Below are 16,803 nucleotides of genomic sequence, written 5' to 3' on the forward strand. Positions count from 1 at the left end.
CGCATGACCAGCAACAACCCGCAAACCCGTGAATGGCAAGCCCTGAGCAGCGATCACCACTTGGCCCCGTTCAGCGACTTCAAGCAGCTGAAAGAGAAAGGCCCGCGCATTATCACCAATGCCAAGGGCGTTTATCTCTGGGACAGCGAAGGCAACAAGATCCTCGACGGCATGGCCGGCCTGTGGTGTGTGGCGATCGGCTACGGTCGCGATGAACTGGCCGATGCCGCCAGCAAACAAATGCGCGAACTGCCTTATTACAACCTGTTCTTCCAGACGGCTCACCCGCCGGTGCTGGAGTTGGCCAAGGTGATTGCCGACGTTGCGCCTGAAGGCATGAACCACGTGTTCTTTACCGGTTCCGGGTCCGAAGGCAACGACACCATGCTGCGGATGGTTCGTCACTACTGGGCGATCAAGGGCCAGCCGAAGAAGAAAGTCATCATCAGTCGCAAGAACGGCTATCACGGTTCTACCGTGGCCGGCGCGAGCCTGGGTGGCATGACGTACATGCACGAACAGGGCGACTTGCCGATCCCGGGCATCGTCCACATTGCCCAGCCGTACTGGTTCGGCGAAGGCGGCGACATGACGCCGAACGAATTCGGTATCTGGGCGGCCAATCAGCTGGAAGAGAAGATTCTGGAAGTCGGCGTCGACAACGTCGGTGCCTTTATTGCCGAGCCGATTCAGGGCGCCGGCGGCGTGATCATCCCGCCAGACAGCTACTGGCCGCGCATCAAGGAAATCCTCGCCAAGTACGACATTCTGTTCGTGGCCGACGAAGTGATCTGCGGTTTCGGTCGTACCGGTGAGTGGTTCGGTACCGATTTCTACGACCTCAAACCCCACATGATGACCATCGCCAAAGGCCTGACCTCCGGTTACATCCCGATGGGTGGCCTGATCGTGCGTGACGACGTGGTCGAGGTGCTCAACGAAGGCGGTGATTTCAACCACGGTTTCACGTATTCCGGGCACCCGGTGGCCGCTGCGGTGGCGCTGGAAAACATCCGCATCCTGCGCGACGAGAAAATTGTCGAGCGCGTGCGTACAGAAACGGCACCTTATTTGCAAAAGCGTCTACGGGAACTGAGCGATCACCCGTTGGTGGGGGAAGTGCGTGGGGTCGGTCTGTTGGGGGCCATCGAACTGGTTCAGGACAAAGCCACCCGCAAACGTTACGAAGGCAAGGGCGTCGGCATGATTTGCCGCACGTTCTGCTTCGAAAACGGCCTGATCATGCGCGCCGTCGGCGACACCATGATCATTGCTCCGCCACTGGTGATTACACCGGCCGAAATCGACGAGTTGGTGACCAAGGCGCGCAAGTGCCTGGACCTGACCCTGAGTGCGTTGCAGGGCTAAGTGCTAGGCTCTGAGCGAGGTGTGAAGATTGCACTTCGCTCAGTGCAAACAAAGGATGGGTCTTTCCTTGAAAGCCTGCCTTGGATCTTGCCAGACTACCGGTTGTTCGGATGCCCAGTAACAGGCCGCTGAGCACGTGGTTAAAAAGAAAAATTGGAGCATTACCCATGAAGGCATTAGGTATGAAGATAGCTGGCAAGACCCTCCTCGCCATGTCCCTGATGGGCGTGATGGCGGGGGCCGTTCAGGCTGACGACAAAGTGCTGCACGTGTACAACTGGTCCGATTACATCGCACCGGATACCGTCAAGAAGTTCGAGGCCGAGTCGGGTATCAAAGTCGTCTATGACGTGTTCGACAGTAACGAAACCCTGGAAGCCAAGCTGCTGGCAGGCAAGTCTGGCTACGACATCGTCGTGCCGTCGAACAACTTCCTGGCCAAGCAGATCAAGGCCGGCGTCTACCAGAAGCTGGACAAGTCCAAGCTGCCTAACTGGAAAAACCTGAACACGGACCTGCTAAAAGCGGTATCGGTGAGCGACCCGGGTAACGAACACGCATTCCCTTACATGTGGGGTTCGATCGGTATCGGTTTCAACGCCGAGAAGGTCAAGGCTGCACTGGGTGCCGATGCGCCAACCAACTCCTGGGACTTGCTGTTCAAACCTGAAAACGCTGCCAAGTTGAAGTCGTGCGGTATCAGCTTCCTCGATTCGCCAACCGAGATGATTCCGGTGGCGTTGCATTACCTGGGCTATCCAACCGACAGCCAGGACAAGAAACAACTGGCCGAAGCCGAAGCATTGTTCCTGAAGATTCGTCCTTCGGTGGGCTACTTCCACTCGTCCAAGTACATCTCGGACCTTGCCAACGGCAACATCTGCGTCGCCGTGGGTTACTCGGGTGACATCTACCAGGCCAAGGCTCGCGCCGCTGAAGCCGGTGACAAGGTGAAAGTCAGCTACAACATTCCGAAAGAAGGTGCCGGCAGCTTCTACGACATGGTCGCCATCCCTAAAGATGCCGAAAACGTTGAAGGCGCCTACAAGTTCATGACCTTCCTGCAGAAGCCGGAAATCATGGCTGAAATCACCAACGCCGTGCAATTCCCGAACGGTAACTCGGCGGCCACCGCACTGGTCGATAAAGAAATCACCAGCGATCCAGGCATTTACCCACCAGCAGAAGTAATGGCCAAACTGTACGCGATTGCCGACTTGCCGGCCGCCACCCAGCGAATCCTGACTCGCAGCTGGACCAAGATCAAATCCGGTAAATAAGCAAACCCTGTAGCAGCTGCCGAAGGCTGCGTTGAGGTCCGAAGGACATCCGCTTTTCGACAGCACAACTGCTTCGCAGTTGAACGCAGCCTGCGGCAGCTGCTACAGGATCTTCATAAAGTTTGCTGGAACGGTTTTTCGAGGGTAAGTTGCGCGCCGGTTTTGTTGCCAGACAGCCATGGCTGTCATGTAACGCGGGGCAACTTGGGCCCAACTCATTTTAGAGGACCTCCACGTGCCTATTTTTTCTTTGTTGCGCAATGCCCTGCTGGTCGGCGCCGGGCTGACACTGGCTGTCAGTGTTCAGGCCGCTGGCACAGTGCATATTTATAATTGGTCGGACTACATCGGTGAAACCACCCTGGCCGACTTCCAGAAAGAAACCGGCATCAAGCCGGTGTATGACGTATTCGATTCCAATGAAACCCTGGAAGGCAAGTTGCTGGCCGGGCGTACCGGTTATGACGTGGTCGTGCCGTCCAACCACTTCCTTGGCAAGCAGATCAAGGCCGGGGCTTTTCAGAAGCTCGATAAATCGCAGCTGACCAACTACTCCAACCTCGACCCGGTGCTGCTCAAGCGCCTGGAGCAGAACGATCCGGGCAACCAGTACGCCGTACCGTATCTGTGGGGCACCAACGGCATCGGTTACAACGTCGACAAGGTCAAGGCAGTGCTGGGCCTCGACAAGATCGATTCCTGGGACGTGGTGTTCGAACCGCAGAACATCAAGAAGCTGCACAGCTGTGGCGTGGCCTTCCTCGACTCCGCCGATGAAATGATGCCCACGGTCCTCAACTACATGGGCCTGGACGCCAACAGCACCAACCCTGAAGACTACAAAAAGGCTGAAGCCAAGTTGCTGGCCGTACGGCCTTACGTGACGTATTTCCACTCATCCAAATACATCGCGGACCTGGCCAACGGTGACATCTGCGTGGCGATCGGCTTCTCCGGCGACATGTTCCAGGCCAAGGCCCGCGCAGAGGAAGCCGGCAAAGGCATGAACATCGCCTACTCGATTCCGAAAGAAGGCGGCGCGCTCTGGTTCGACATGTTGGCGATCCCCAAGGATGCGGCCAACGTCAAAGAAGCCCATGCCTTCATCAACTATTTGCTGAAACCCGAGGTGATTGCCCAGGTCAGCAATTCCGTTGGCTACGCCAACCCGAACCCCGGGTCGGACAAACTGATGGAACAGTCCATACGCACCGACGAATCGGTGTATCCACCGCAAGCGGTCCTCGACAAGACATACGTCTCCACCGAGTTGCCGCCGAACATTCAACGTTTGATGACGCGCAGCTGGACCAAGGTCAAGTCGGGCAAATAGCTTCAAACTATCCAGGTTCGCCACGTTGAGCGAACTGCAAATTCTGTTGGGAGTTTCGTAAATGGCAGTTGCCTCCGGCGCCTATAAGAAAGCCCTCGAGGGCGACCAGACACCTAAACAGGTGCTGGTCAAAATCGACCGGGTCACCAAAAAGTTCGACGAGACGATTGCCGTGGACGACGTGTCCCTGGAAATCAAGAAAGGCGAAATTTTCGCCCTGCTCGGCGGCTCGGGTTCGGGCAAATCCACCTTGCTGCGGATGCTGGCAGGTTTCGAACGGCCCACGGAGGGGCGCATTTTTCTCGATGGCGTAGACATCACGGACATGCCGCCGTACGAGCGGCCGATCAACATGATGTTCCAGTCCTACGCCCTGTTCCCGCACATGACCGTGGCGCAGAACATCGCCTTCGGCCTCAAGCAGGACAAAATTCCGTCGGCTGAAGTCGACGCTCGCGTGGCCGAGATGCTCAAGTTGGTACAGATGAGCCAGTACGCCAAGCGCAAGCCCCATCAGTTGTCCGGTGGTCAGCGTCAACGTGTGGCGCTGGCACGTTCATTGGCCAAGCGGCCGAAGTTGTTGCTGCTCGATGAACCGATGGGTGCGCTGGACAAAAAACTGCGCTCGCAAATGCAGCTGGAACTGGTCGAGATCATCGAGCGGGTCGGCGTGACCTGCGTGATGGTGACCCACGACCAGGAAGAGGCCATGACCATGGCCGAGCGCATCGCGATCATGCACCTGGGCTGGATCGCCCAGATCGGCAGCCCGATCGACATCTACGAAACCCCGACCAGCCGTCTGGTCTGCGAATTCATCGGCAACGTCAACATCTTCGAAGGCGAAGTGGTGGACGACGCCGAAGGCCATGCGCTGATCACCTGCAAGGATCTGGACCGCAGTATTTATGTGGGTCACGGCATCAGCACCTCGGTGCAGGACAAGTCCGTCACTTACGCGATCCGTCCGGAAAAACTGCTGGTGACGGCCGACATGCCGACCTGCGAATACAACTGGTCGAGCGGCAAGGTGCATGACATCGCCTACCTCGGCGGCCATTCGGTGTTCTACGTCGAATTGCCGAGCGGCAAACTGGTGCAGTCCTTCGTCGCCAACGCCGAGCGCCGCGGCCAGCGCCCAACCTGGGGTGACCAGGTTTACGTGTACTGGGAAGACGACAGCGGCGTGGTGCTTCGCTCATGAACATGCGCAAACTCAAACGCCGGCTCAATCGAATAATTCCCGGTGGCCGTCAGCTGGTCATCGGGGTTCCGTTCATCTGGCTGTTCCTGTTCTTCATGCTGCCGTTCTTCATCGTCTTGAAGATCAGCTTCGCCGAAGCCGATGTGGCCATTCCGCCGTACACCGAGATCTACAGTTTCATCGACCAGAAGCTCCAGGTGCTGCTTAACCTGAGCAACTACGCGATGCTTGGCGATGACGAGCTGTACATCGCCGCGTACCTCGGCTCGTTGAAAATGGCGCTGATCAGCACCGTCCTCTGTTTGCTGATCGGCTACCCGATGGCTTACGGCATCGCCACTGCCCGCAAAGAAATGCAGACGGTGCTGGTCCTACTGATAATGATGCCGACCTGGACCGCGATCCTGATCCGCGTGTATGCGTGGATGGGCATTCTCAGCAACAACGGTCTGCTCAACGGTTTTCTGATGACCATGGGCTGGATCGACGAACCGCTGCAGATCCTCAATACCAACCTCGCGGTCTATATCGGGGTCGTTTACTCCTATCTGCCGTTCATGATCCTGCCGCTCTATGCCAACCTGGTCAAACACGACACCAGCCTGCTGGAAGCCGCGTCGGACCTCGGTTCGAGCACCTTTAACAGTTTCTGGAAGATCACCGTGCCGCTGTCGAAAAACGGCATCATCGCCGGCTGCATGCTGGTGTTCATCCCAGTGGTGGGTGAGTTCGTGATCCCGGAACTGCTCGGCGGTCCGGAAACCCTGATGATCGGTAAAGTGCTCTGGCAAGAATTCTTCAACAACCGTGACTGGCCGGTGGCGTCCGCACTGGCGGTGGTGATGTTGGCGATCCTGATTGTGCCGATCATCCTGTTCAACCGTAGTCAGGCCAAAGAAATGGAGGGCAAGGAATGAAGCGCTTCCGTTTCTCGAGTTTCATGCTGGTAGCGGGTTTGCTGTTCATCTACGCGCCGATGCTGATCCTGGTGATCTACTCGTTCAACGCCTCGAAACTGGTGACGGTGTGGGGCGGTTGGTCGATCAAGTGGTACGTGGGGTTGATGGACAACACCCAACTGATGGGCTCGGTAGTGCGCTCGCTGGAAATCGCCTGCTACACGGCAATTGCAGCGGTGGCACTGGGGACGCTGGCGGCCTTCGTGCTGACCCGTATCACCCACTTCAAGGGCCGCACGCTGTTCGGTGGTCTGGTCACTGCGCCGCTGGTGATGCCGGAAGTGATCACCGGTCTGTCGCTGTTGCTGCTGTTCGTGGCCATGGCGCAGATGATCGGTTGGCCACAGGAGCGTGGCATCGTCACGATCTGGATCGCCCACACTACGTTCTGTGCGGCGTATGTGGCGGTGGTAGTGTCGGCGCGTTTGCGTGAGCTGGACCTGTCCATCGAAGAGGCAGCCATGGATCTGGGGGCGCGGCCGTGGAAGGTGTTCTTCCTGATCACCATCCCGATGATCGCGCCGTCGCTGGCGGCGGGGGGCATGATGTCGTTCGCGTTGTCGCTGGATGACCTGGTGCTGGCGAGCTTCGTGTCCGGCCCGGGTTCCACGACCTTGCCGATGGAAGTGTTCTCGGCGGTGCGCCTGGGCGTGAAGCCTGAGATCAACGCGGTGGCCAGCCTGATTCTGCTGGCGGTGTCGCTGGTGACGTTCCTGGTCTGGTACTTCAGCCGTCGTGCCGAAGAGATTCGCAAGCGTGCGATCCAGCAGGCCATCGAAGAAAGTGCCGCCGATTCCTGGAAACAACCGGACGTGCGCCGGGCGCAGGCGCCGGAAGCGGTTTGAGCTTGATGCCGGGTTGACCACGCATGTGTGGCCAACCCACATCCCTGTGGGAGCGGGCTTGCCCGCGATAGCGGTCTGTCCGTCGACATCTATGTTGACGGTGATGCCGCCATCGCGGGCAAGCCCGCTCCCACAGGTTCTTAGGAAATCCACGGCGATTTGCGGATGATCTCGACGAAGTTCATCGGCTTGAAGCCCGGCTCGCTGTCCACCAGCACATCCGCGTTCACGGTGCCAAAAGTACTGTCCGGCTTATGTTTGAAGCCATTGGCGAACGCACACAGGATGCATTCCTTGAACCCTTCACCCCGTGGATGCGCATGCACCACCGCTTCACGCTGCACGGCGGAAAACGCCGCGTAGTCGATGCCCAGCACATCCATCTCGACGCCGGCGGTCACCAGCGCCACGTTGGGACGCAGGTGTTGCGGCACGCCCGGCGTGGTGTGCAGGGCAATCGACAACCACACCTGTTCGATATCATCGTCAGACAAACCGTAGGGTTTGAGGAACGCTTTGGCCGCGTTGGCACTGTCGACTTCGAAGCGCTCGTCATTGCTGCGGTGACCTTCTACCAGACCCAAGTCATGAAACATCGCGCCGACGTAAAGCAGCTCCGGGTCGTAGGCCAACTGCTTGCGCTCACCACTCAAGGCGCCGAACAGAAACACCCGGCGTGAGTGGTGAAACAGCAGGTCGGATTCGACGTCGCGAATGTACTCAGTGGTGGCCCTGGTCAACGCGCTGTCAGGGATTTTGATACCGGCGATAATGCTGCTCATGGTGCTGTCCTCATGGGGAACGCCGTGGCGGCGCTGATGGGGTCAGTCTGTTCGCGCAGCCGAAGCCGGACAATCGACCCATGGCTGCGATCCCGGCCAATGAGCCTGCCTATCGCGCCAACCTCGCTTGTTGGGCCTGGATTGGCTAGGGTTGACGCAGATCTCCCAAACGAACACAGCCCTGTAGCAGCTGCCGAGCCTGCGAGGCTGCGTTCGGCTGCAGAGCAGTCGTAAACCCTGCGCACGCGATTCACCTGAATGACCGCGGTGCCTGACTTCACGACTGTTGCGCAGCCGAACGCAGCCTCGCAGGCTCGGCAGCTGCTACAAGTGATCGCTGACATCTAGTTCAGTGCCATAGAAGGCGTTTCTTGCCATGCACAAAACCATTGCCATCGTAGTATTCCCCGGCGTCCAGTCGCTGGACGTCACCGGCCCCATGGATGTGTTTTCCGAAGCCAATCGCTTCCTGGCCCCGGAGGATCACTATCGGCTGGAGGTGATCGGTGTCGAGCATGGGGTGATGTCATGTTCCAACGGTTTGTCGCTCAATGCCCACCGGCATTTCAGTGAAGCGCTGGAGGCTTATGACTTGCTGTTGGTGGCGGGCGGGCCGCAGCTACCGTTCATGAATTTTGGCGCGGCGTTCGATACTTGGCTGCGCGATGCCTGCGCGCGGGCGCACCGATTTGGTTCGATCTGCAACGGCGCCTTCACGCTGGCCCGGGCCGGATTGCTCGACGGGCGAACAGTCACCACCCATTGGGGTGACGCCACGGCGCTGGCGCAGTTGTGCCCGTCGACTCAGGTCGAGGCGGATCGCTTGTACGTGCAGGACGGCGAGCTTTACACCTCGGCCGGGGTCACTGCGGGGATTGATCTGTCGCTGTATCTGCTGGCTCGGGATCACGGGCCGGACGTGGCACTCAGCGTGGCCAAGCGGTTGGTGGTGTTCACTCAGCGCTCGGGCGGGCAATCGCAGTTCAGCCCGTTCCTCACGCCCCACGCCGAACCGGCTTCGGCGGTGGCGCTGGTCCAGCTCTATGTGCTGGCCAACCTCAATGGCGACCTGACCATCGCTGATCTGGCCAACGCCGCCAATATGAGCACGCGCAACTTTTCCCGGGTGTTCGCCAAGGAGGCGAAAGTCACCCCGGCGGAATTCGTCGAACGGGCGAGGGTGGACGCGGCGCGGGTGATGCTCGAAAGCACCCATGCACCGCTGAAAACCGTGGCGTACCAGTGCGGGTTTCGCGATGCCCAGCACATGCGCAGTGTGTTCAACCGCAGGCTGGGAGTGACGCCGCAGCAATTCAGGTTGAATTTTGCGGCGATGGTTTAAACGCTGATCGATCGTTCCCACGCTCTGCGTGGGAATGCCTCAAGGGACGCTCCGCGTTCCAGCTCTAGAAAGGGGCGCAGAGCGTCCCGGGCTGCATTCCCACGCAGAGCGTGGGAACGATCAACTACCGAGCCGCTCTCGCTGGCAACAGCTTCAACGTACTACGGGTATTGGCCGTCACTTCTTCATCATTGAGATACGCCTGATAATAAACCCCTTCGATATACGCCTCGGCTTGGTCGGCATAGTGACTGTCGAACGGCACGCCACTCTGGCCGACCGGGTTGATGGTCAGGCTGTGGGCCGGGTCGGCGAAGTCGATCAGTCGCCGCGTCGACGGGCCGTAAGTCACAGGCCATGGCGCCGGGCCGATTTTTGCCGAGAGGTTGTTCGGCACTTCGTGGGTGCCGGGCGCCGCGAATGGCCCGACGTTGAAGATCCGCTCCAGCGGTTTCTGCGTCCCCAGCGGATGGCCGTGAGTCAAGGTGTGCGCCTTGCCCCACTGCCATTGTGTGGAATCGGCGCCCAGGGTGGTCTTGAGGTGAGCCATGCTCGCTTGCCAGGCCACCTTGACCGTATCGGCGCGGGTTTCCTTGCCGGGGGTGTTGCGGTTGTCCCACCACGGTGAATCGACGGACGCCGCCAGGCGCGGGAGTGCGGCGTCGATCACTCGGGTCGGGAGCAGCGTTTCGAAGAAGTCATTGCCCAGTTCATCGCGCATCGCCGCGTCGGTGAGGTTGAACAAGATCTGGTTGAACAGCGTGGCGCTGATCGAGTCCAGCGGGTAGTCGCCGCTCCACTGCGCCAGTTGCTCCGCGAGTTTGAGCTCGACGGGATCGCTCACCACTTCACGCAGTACCGGTAGCAACGGCGCCAGCAGACGCGGGCCATAGTCGGTGGTGGTGCCCAGTTGCAGCTTCTGGCTGGACTCGTTGTCCCACTTCACGTTCTTGTCGCTGAGTTGACGATTGAGCTGCTGACCGCGATCGGCGAGGTTGTAGTAACCGGGAATTTCCATGCCCGTCGGCGACACCGGTTGGAAGTTGGCCGAGACGATATAGCCTCGCGCCGGGTTCTCTTCCTGTGGATTGGCGCTGAACGGGTAAAAACCTTCCTTGTCCGCCAGAGGGGTGCTGCCGTCAAGGATGAAACCGGGCTTCACCCCGGCCGGGCGCTTGGGCAGTAGCGCGGAGGCCCACCAACCGATGTCGCCCTTGGCGTTGGCGTAGACGATGTTCAGCCCCGGTGCCTGAACCTTGGCCGACGCGGCGCGGGCCTTGGCCAGGGTGTCGGCACGGTTGAGCTGATAGAAACCGTCGAGGATCGGATTCGGGGTCTCGAGGAAGGCCCACCACATGGCGACCGGCGTCTTGCCCGAGGCAGTGCCAAGCGCATCGTTGATGATCGGGCCGTGGGGCGACTGGCGCAGGGGCAGCGAGACCGGTGACTGGCCTTTGACCGCGATCTGTTGTTCGGTGTTGACCATGTCGACCCACTGGCCGCGATACCAGACCTGGTTCGGGTTGTCCGGGTTGACCTTCTCGGCGATCAGGTCCAGATCGTCATTCTGGAACATCGTCAGGCTCCAGCCGAAGTCCAGGTTGTGGCCAAGAAACGCAAACGGCACCAGCGCCTGATGGTATCCATAAAGCTCGAAACCCGGCGCTGACAGGTGCGCTTCGTACCACACCGACGGCGCCGAGAAGCGAATGTGCGGGTCGCCGGCCAGCAGTGGTTTGCCGCTTTTGCTGCGGCTGCCGGAAATCACCCAGGCATTGCTGCCTTCGAATTGCGGCAGGCCATTGTCGGCCAAGGCCTGCTCACTCAAACGGGCGAGGGCGTTCAAATCCTTCCAGTCATTGGTGGTGAGGGCCGGTGCAGTGGCGCGCCTTTTGGCCAGCACGCCCTTGGGCTGCCAGTCGAGATCGAAGATATTCAGGTACTCGGCGCCCAGTTGGTCACGCACGTAAGTCAGCAAGGGCTCGGTGCGAAACGCCGCGGCGAAGCTGTAGGCCATGTAGCCAGCGATACTGATGCTGTCTTCGGCGGTGAAAGGGCGCTTGGGGATCCCCAGTACGTCGAACTCTGCCGGCGCAGCGTGGCTGTCCTGATATTGATTGATGCCGTCCAGATAGGCTTGCAGAGCCTTCCATGCCGGCGACTGACGATCCAGCTCGGCCACGTAGCTTTCAGCCCGTTCGCGGATGCGCAGGCTGCGAAACAGTTTGTCGGTGTCGATCAGTTTCGGGCCGAGGACTTCAGCCAGCTCACCACGGGCCAGGCGCCGCATGGCTTCCATCTGGAACAGTCGGTCCTGGGCATGCACGTAGCCGAGGGCGCGGTAGAGGTCGGTTTCGTTTTCGGCGCGGATATGCGGCACGCCGCGCTCGTCGTAACGCACGGTCACCGAACCTTGCAGGTGCTGCAATTCCACTTGGCCCTGGCGCGTCGGTTGCTTGCTGTACACATACCAGCCGCCCCCGGCGACGAGCACGACAATCAGCAAGGCAAGTACGGTCAGGACGCGTTTCATGGTGACTCCTTGTTCTTTCGGGGTTGCCGCCGTGTAGGCTGCAAACGTGTAGCACAGACCTCCTGTGCCGGGCATCGCGATCCTGGAAAAGTCAGGAATGCCTTACTTAACCTCCGCAGGCCATGGGCAGTAGCAACCCACTGCCAGCGTATGAGTGGCGTTCACCGCCCGGCCTTCATTCAGCGCTTGCAGAATGGGCTCGATAAAACTGTTGCTCGAATTGCAGGTCAGGCCTTCGCTGTACGGCCCGAAATACGCCAGCCTGCCACTGCGGTCCCAGATCGCCACCGCCGGGCTGGCGGGGATCTGTTCGGAACCTGGCAAGACTGTGATGGTTTCAAGACGGCTCAAAGTGCTGGGCAATTGACCGTGGCTGCCGGGCTTTTGGACCGCATAGAATTCGACGCCCTGCGGTACATACTGCTCAACCAGTTCGCTCAGGTGTTGTTGATTGCCGACATTGCACGGGCAGGCCGGATCCCAGAAGTGCACCAGGCGAATGGCGCCGGGGCCGGCGAGTTCGTCCGGCAGGCGCAATGGGTCGCCGGAGAACAACGCGGTGTGCGAACTGAAGGTGCGCAAGTAGCGCCCCTGAAACCAGTCATAGGCGGCCCACAGCACGCCGGCACACACAAGGGCGAGCAGGCTGGCAAGCAGTGTGGTGCGGTAGGCCGGACGCATGGGTTTCAATCCTCGAAGGTCGGCTAGCTTGCCATGCTTGCCGCGACAGATGAATATCGCAGGCCCATAAAGTCCGTTTCGCGCTCTGGAATAGCCCATGTCTGCCACTTTCGATCCCGATCATTTGCGTGCCAGCCTGCGGCCATTGGCCGAGTGGCAGCCGCTGTCGACGGAAGCCATGGCCTATCAGCATTTTTATGGGCTGGATTTCCCGCAGCGAACCTTGCGCAGTGGCCTGGGGCGTTTCGAGGTCGATGGCTATGAAGTGGTCAGCCAGCTCTGGTGGCCCGAGCGGGCGAAGGCGACGCTGTTTCTGTTTCACGGTTTCTACGATCATACCGGGCTCTATCGGCATGTGATCGAGTGGGCGCTGGACCAGGGTTTTGCGGTGATCTCCTGTGACCTGCCGGGGCATGGCCTGTCCAGTGGCGAACGGGCGAGCATCAAGGATTTCGCCGAGTATCAGAGCACGCTGCAAGGTCTGTTGGCCGAGGCGCAGTCGCTAGGCCTTCCGCAGCCTTGGCACTTATGCGGGCAAAGCACTGGCGGGGCGATCGTGATCGATCATGTACTCAATCAGGGCGCGAGCAGTCCGGCCCAGGGGCAGGTGATTCTGCTGTCGCCACTGGTGCGGCCGCGAGCCTGGGGTTGGTCGCAGCTCAGTTATTACCTGCTCAAGCCGTTCGTCAACGGCATCGCCCGGCGTTTCAGCGAGAACTCCAACGACCCTGATTTTCTCGCATTCCTGCAAGCCGATCCGCTGCAACCGCTGCGCCTGCCGACGGCCTGGGTCGGTGCGCTGGGGCGATGGATCAAGCGCATCGAAGCGGCACCGAAGAGCCCGCGGCAGCCGCTGATCGTGCAGGGGCAGGCGGACATGACCGTGGATTGGCAGCACAACCTTGAGGTATTGCGGGGCAAGTTCGATCGGCCTCAGGTGCTGATGCTGCCGGAGGCGCGGCATCATCTGGCGAATGAGTCACCGGCGTTGCGTGGGGAGTATTTCGGGTTTTTGAGCAAGCGGATGAAGGGGCGGAATCTTTAGTGGTAGTCAGGGCCTCATCACGGGCAAGCCCGCTCCCACAGGGACCTGTGCAAGTCACCCATTTGTGACCAATACAAAACCTGTGGGAGCGGGCTTGCCCGCGATGGCGATCTGACGGACACCAAAAACTATTGGGCAAGACTCGACGTACTCTGCCCCACCGCCAACCCCGCCCGAATCGCCGCCAATGCCGCCTGGTAATAAGCCTTGCCTTCAGCTGACTCGGCAAAGGTCGCGAACTCTTCCAGCTCTTCATCCGACAGGTCGCGATAGACATACAGCAGCGTATTGTTCAGGTCGGCGCCGATTTGCTCCATCAGGCGCTGGCGCTGGCCGTTCAACATGCCTTGAGCCTGCCCGCCGCCAAGCAGGCCGGGGATCATCGAGCTCAGGCTGTCGGCCGCTACGCCCGCGATCGCCAGGCTGACTTCAGCGCCGGCCTCGCGAGCGGGCAGGGCCTGGGCCAGGTGGCCGATGATCAACTGACGGTTATCGCTGGCCTGCATTTTCGGCAAGCCCTTGGCGTTTTTCGCCAATTGATCGCGACGGGTCGCCAGCAGTTCGGCGGCGACGATTTTCTTGCCCAGGGGCGATTGAAAGAAGGTCAGCGCAGGTTTCGGATCGGCAAGCGTTTTGCGCAGCTGCGCTTCGGCACGCTGATCCATGGCTTTAGGCGCAAAGCGCTGATTGCTGTTGTTGACCAAGGCCTGAAACACCGCCGGCGGCAGGCTGTTCTGGTACCGCTGCTGAGCGGCCGAGAGAGCATCGTTGAAATGCGCGCGTTGTTCTGGCCAACCGGCGACCTTGTACAACTGGTCGTGGCCGTCCGCCCAGGCGGGCAAAACGCAGAACATCAGCAGTGAAAAAAGCAAACGGCGCATAGGGACTCCTGTCAGCAGGCGACTATTCTCCGTGCGGCATTCGTACTTGTCGAGAATTCGTATCAGGTTGCGTGCCTTATCCGACCAATCCTCCGCTGCGCGGCTCTGTCGGATTTGCGGGCACAGGAATACTATGCGCGCCATGCAAATATCCTCTGATCATCCGCTACTGTTACGTATCGTCGACGACCTGGCTGAGCGCGGCTGGTCGCAGCAGAATATTTTCCTGCCTCTGGATCTGACCCGGGCGCTGGCGGCCGAGTGCCGCAAACGTGCCGCCGAGGGCGAACTCGCCCCGGCCGCCGTGGGGCGCGGGCCGTTTTCGGAGATCCGCGAGGGCATTCGCGGTGACCATATCCAATGGCTCGAACCCGGTCAGGTCGAGGCCTGCGACCGCTATCTGGGGTTGATGAACAGCCTGCGTGAGGCGATGAATCGCGGTTTGTTTCTGGGCCTGGAAGATTTCGAAAGCCATTTCGCCCTGTATCCGCCTGGCGCTTTTTACCTCAAGCATGTCGACCGGTTCCGCGATGATGATCGGCGCATGGTCTCGGCGGTGATCTACCTCAATGACGACTGGCTGCCCGAGCATGGCGGTCAGTTGCGCATGTACCTGGACGAAGGTGTCGAACACGATGTGGTGCCCGCCGGCGGATGCCTGGTGGTGTTCCTTTCGGGCGAAGTCCCCCACGAAGTCCTTCCCGCGACCCGAGATCGCCTGTCGTTGACGGGCTGGTTTCGCCGTCGTGGCAACGAGCCGTTCTGATCATGCAAAAGATTCTGGTAAGCCGCTGTTTGCTCGGTCACCGCGTCCGTTACGACGGTGGCGCCAGTGGGCCATTCAATCTGTTGGAACAATGGATTGCCGAAGGCCGGGTGGTGCCGTTGTGCCCTGAAGTCGCCGGAGGTTTGCCGACGCCAAGGGCTGCGGCGGAGATTCCCGGTGGGCAGGGCGGTGAGGTGCTTGATGGCCTTGCATCGGTCATCACCACCGAGGGCGAGAACGTCAGTGCCGAGTTTCTTTCGGGGGCTTATCAGGCGCTGGAGCTGGTGCGGCAGCACGGCATTCGGATTGCCGTGCTCAAGGCCAATAGCCTGTCTTGCGGGAATCTGTTGACCTATGACGGGACATTCAGTGGCGTGAAGGTCAGCGGTGAGGGTGTCACCGCGGCATTGCTCAAGCGCAATGGTGTTCAGGTCTTCAGCGAGTTGGAATTGGCCGAAGCGGCGCAGGCGCTGGCCGCTCTGAACTAGCGGTCCTGCACAAAACCCATGTGGGAGCGGGCTTGCCCGCGATGGCGGTTTAACATTCAACATCGATGTTGAATATTATGGCCTCCTCATCGCGGGCAAGCCCGCTCCCACAGGGTTACTCATCAGCCTTGAATCAGGGTTTCGGCGCCACACTCGTATCCGCACCCAACCACTTCTGTGACAGCGCTTCGAGCCGACCATCCGCCTTGATCCGCTGCAGCGCGTTTTCCAGGCTGGCCTGAAATGCCGGATTACCCTTCTGGAACGGGATCGCCAGGTTCACGGGCTGGTCGGCCTTCGGCTTTTCCTCGGTCAGCGACTGCACCAGCAGTATTGAGCGCGGCTCTTCTTTCTGCGCGATCAATTGCGCATTGGTTTGAATGTAAGGTTGGCTGAAGTCGAAACGATCCGTGAGCGCCGGGGTCTGTGTGATGTGGTTGATGGCGATGTCGTATTTGCCACTTTCGACGCCAGTCAGCAGATCATTGGAATCGGTGACGACAAAGTCGGCGCGCACATCCAGTTCATTGGCCAACATTTGACCCAGCTCGACTTCGAAGCCGGTCAGTTTGCCGTCATCCTTGAAATTGAAGGGCGGGGTATTAGCCTCGAGAGCAATGCGCAATTCGCCGCGGTCGTTTACATCGTCAATCAGTTCGGCATGAGCCAAAGGGCTCAAAAGGGGTAGCAGGCAGATCAGGCCAGGCAAAAAGCGCATGGTCACTCCTTTGAATTCATTTATCGCGACGCGCTGTTCAGGCTCGCTTTGCTATGGTTGTCGTGTGCCTTCGACAACGAATGGTCGTGAAGTTGTCACGGTCGAGCGAATTTTACGGAAAAAATGGAGAAGAAAATGAAAAGCTTTATGTCACGAGCAGCACTGGCAGGCCTGCTGATGGGGGTTTCGGTGTTGGCCAGTGCGGCCACCTCGGCCCCAAAGGGTGCTGGAGTGTCCATCGTTTCTCCCGAAGACGGTGCAACGGTTCCACAGACTTTTATCGTCAAGTTCGCTGTCGAGAACATCGCGCTGGCGCCAGCGGGTGATGTCACCAAGAACACCGGCCATCACCACTTGCTGATCGATGTCGACAAATTGCCAGCCGCCGGTGCTCCAATTCCAATGGATGCCAACCACATGCACTTCGGCAAGGCGCAGACCCAGGCGGAAATCAAACTGGCACCGGGCAAGCACACCCTGCAGCTGGAGTTGGGCGACAGCGGCCACATGCCGTTCGATCCGCCAATCGTGTCGAAGAAGATCACCGTCAATGTGAAGTAATTTTTCACGGACATGAA

16 protein-coding genes are annotated in these 16,803 nt (G+C 59.6%); 11 read left to right on the plus strand and 5 right to left on the minus strand.

Annotation, left to right across the window (positions count from 1 at the left end; translation table 11 throughout):
• Positions 1-3: 3 nt before the first annotated feature.
• The 6 genes from NHU87_RS05430 (at position 4) to NHU87_RS05455 (ending at position 6,989) form a co-directional block, all read left to right on the plus strand.
• On the plus strand, positions 4-1,368 hold the full coding sequence (locus NHU87_RS05430; protein WP_253546336.1) for an aspartate aminotransferase family protein: 1,365 nt from the start codon (positions 4-6) through the stop codon (positions 1,366-1,368).
• A 182-nt stretch (positions 1,369-1,550) separates the two neighbouring features.
• The gene (locus NHU87_RS05435; RefSeq protein ID WP_253546643.1) at positions 1,551-2,648 is read left to right on the plus strand and encodes a polyamine ABC transporter substrate-binding protein; all 1,098 of its coding nucleotides are present in this window, start codon (positions 1,551-1,553) and stop codon (positions 2,646-2,648) included.
• Between the two features lie 235 nt (positions 2,649-2,883).
• Positions 2,884-3,981, plus strand: coding sequence for a polyamine ABC transporter substrate-binding protein (locus NHU87_RS05440; RefSeq protein WP_253546337.1), 1,098 nt, complete (start codon positions 2,884-2,886; stop codon positions 3,979-3,981).
• 61 nt (positions 3,982-4,042) lie between these two features.
• Positions 4,043-5,185, plus strand: a complete 1,143-nt coding sequence (locus NHU87_RS05445) for an ABC transporter ATP-binding protein (RefSeq protein WP_253546340.1) — start codon at positions 4,043-4,045, stop codon at positions 5,183-5,185.
• Positions 5,182-6,102 (plus strand): ABC transporter permease subunit, encoded by a 921-nt coding sequence (locus tag NHU87_RS05450; protein WP_301271349.1) that lies wholly within the window; start codon positions 5,182-5,184, stop codon positions 6,100-6,102. The genes NHU87_RS05445 and NHU87_RS05450 overlap by 4 nt, the downstream gene beginning before the upstream one ends.
• Positions 6,099-6,989 carry an ABC transporter permease subunit gene (locus tag NHU87_RS05455; protein WP_253546343.1) on the plus strand — a complete coding sequence of 297 codons (891 nt, stop codon included), beginning with the start codon at positions 6,099-6,101 and terminating at the stop codon, positions 6,987-6,989. The genes NHU87_RS05450 and NHU87_RS05455 overlap by 4 nt, the downstream gene beginning before the upstream one ends.
• Before the next feature lie 140 nt (positions 6,990-7,129).
• On the opposite strand, the gene NHU87_RS05460 is transcribed toward NHU87_RS05455, so the two are convergent.
• Positions 7,130-7,771, minus strand: coding sequence for an HD domain-containing protein (locus tag NHU87_RS05460; protein ID WP_253546345.1), 642 nt, complete (start codon positions 7,769-7,771; stop codon positions 7,130-7,132).
• 376 nt (positions 7,772-8,147) lie between these two features.
• Between NHU87_RS05460 and NHU87_RS05465 the strand changes: the two genes are divergently transcribed.
• On the plus strand, positions 8,148-9,113 hold the full coding sequence (locus NHU87_RS05465; RefSeq protein ID WP_253546347.1) for a GlxA family transcriptional regulator: 966 nt from the start codon (positions 8,148-8,150) through the stop codon (positions 9,111-9,113).
• Between the two features lie 124 nt (positions 9,114-9,237).
• Here NHU87_RS05465 and NHU87_RS05470 read toward each other — a convergent pair whose 3' ends face one another.
• Positions 9,238-11,646: a penicillin acylase family protein gene (locus NHU87_RS05470; protein WP_253546349.1), complete on the minus strand. Its 2,409-nt coding sequence runs from the start codon at positions 11,644-11,646 to the stop codon at positions 9,238-9,240.
• Between the two features lie 102 nt (positions 11,647-11,748).
• Entirely contained in the window at positions 11,749-12,327 is a 579-nt protein-coding gene (locus NHU87_RS05475) for a DUF6436 domain-containing protein (RefSeq protein ID WP_253546351.1), read from the minus strand.
• A gap of 97 nt (positions 12,328-12,424) precedes the next feature.
• On the opposite strand from NHU87_RS05475, the gene NHU87_RS05480 reads away from it, so the two are divergent.
• Positions 12,425-13,372 (plus strand): alpha/beta hydrolase, encoded by a 948-nt coding sequence (locus NHU87_RS05480; RefSeq protein ID WP_253546353.1) that lies wholly within the window; start codon positions 12,425-12,427, stop codon positions 13,370-13,372.
• A gap of 128 nt (positions 13,373-13,500) precedes the next feature.
• On the opposite strand, the gene NHU87_RS05485 is transcribed toward NHU87_RS05480, so the two are convergent.
• Entirely contained in the window at positions 13,501-14,253 is a 753-nt protein-coding gene (locus NHU87_RS05485; protein WP_253546355.1) for a DUF2059 domain-containing protein, read from the minus strand.
• A gap of 133 nt (positions 14,254-14,386) precedes the next feature.
• Between NHU87_RS05485 and NHU87_RS05490 the strand changes: the two genes are divergently transcribed.
• Both NHU87_RS05490 and NHU87_RS05495 read left to right on the plus strand, forming a co-directional pair.
• Complete coding sequence (locus tag NHU87_RS05490) at positions 14,387-15,019, plus strand: 2OG-Fe(II) oxygenase (protein WP_253546357.1); 633 nt, start codon at positions 14,387-14,389, stop codon at positions 15,017-15,019.
• Positions 15,020-15,021: 2 nt separating this feature from the next.
• Entirely contained in the window at positions 15,022-15,507 is a 486-nt protein-coding gene (locus NHU87_RS05495) for a DUF523 domain-containing protein (protein WP_253546359.1), read from the plus strand.
• A gap of 133 nt (positions 15,508-15,640) precedes the next feature.
• Here the strand turns inward: NHU87_RS05495 and NHU87_RS05500 are convergent, their stop codons facing one another.
• Complete coding sequence (locus NHU87_RS05500; protein ID WP_253546361.1) at positions 15,641-16,225, minus strand: transporter substrate-binding domain-containing protein; 585 nt, start codon at positions 16,223-16,225, stop codon at positions 15,641-15,643.
• 135 nt (positions 16,226-16,360) lie between these two features.
• On the opposite strand from NHU87_RS05500, the gene NHU87_RS05505 reads away from it, so the two are divergent.
• On the plus strand, positions 16,361-16,786 hold the full coding sequence (locus NHU87_RS05505) for a DUF4399 domain-containing protein (protein WP_253546363.1): 426 nt from the start codon (positions 16,361-16,363) through the stop codon (positions 16,784-16,786).
• The last annotated feature ends 17 nt before the right edge of the window (positions 16,787-16,803 follow it).

It is taken from the genome of Pseudomonas mandelii, assembly GCF_024138395.1.
Taxonomy (GTDB): domain Bacteria; phylum Pseudomonadota; class Gammaproteobacteria; order Pseudomonadales; family Pseudomonadaceae; genus Aquipseudomonas; species Aquipseudomonas mandelii_E.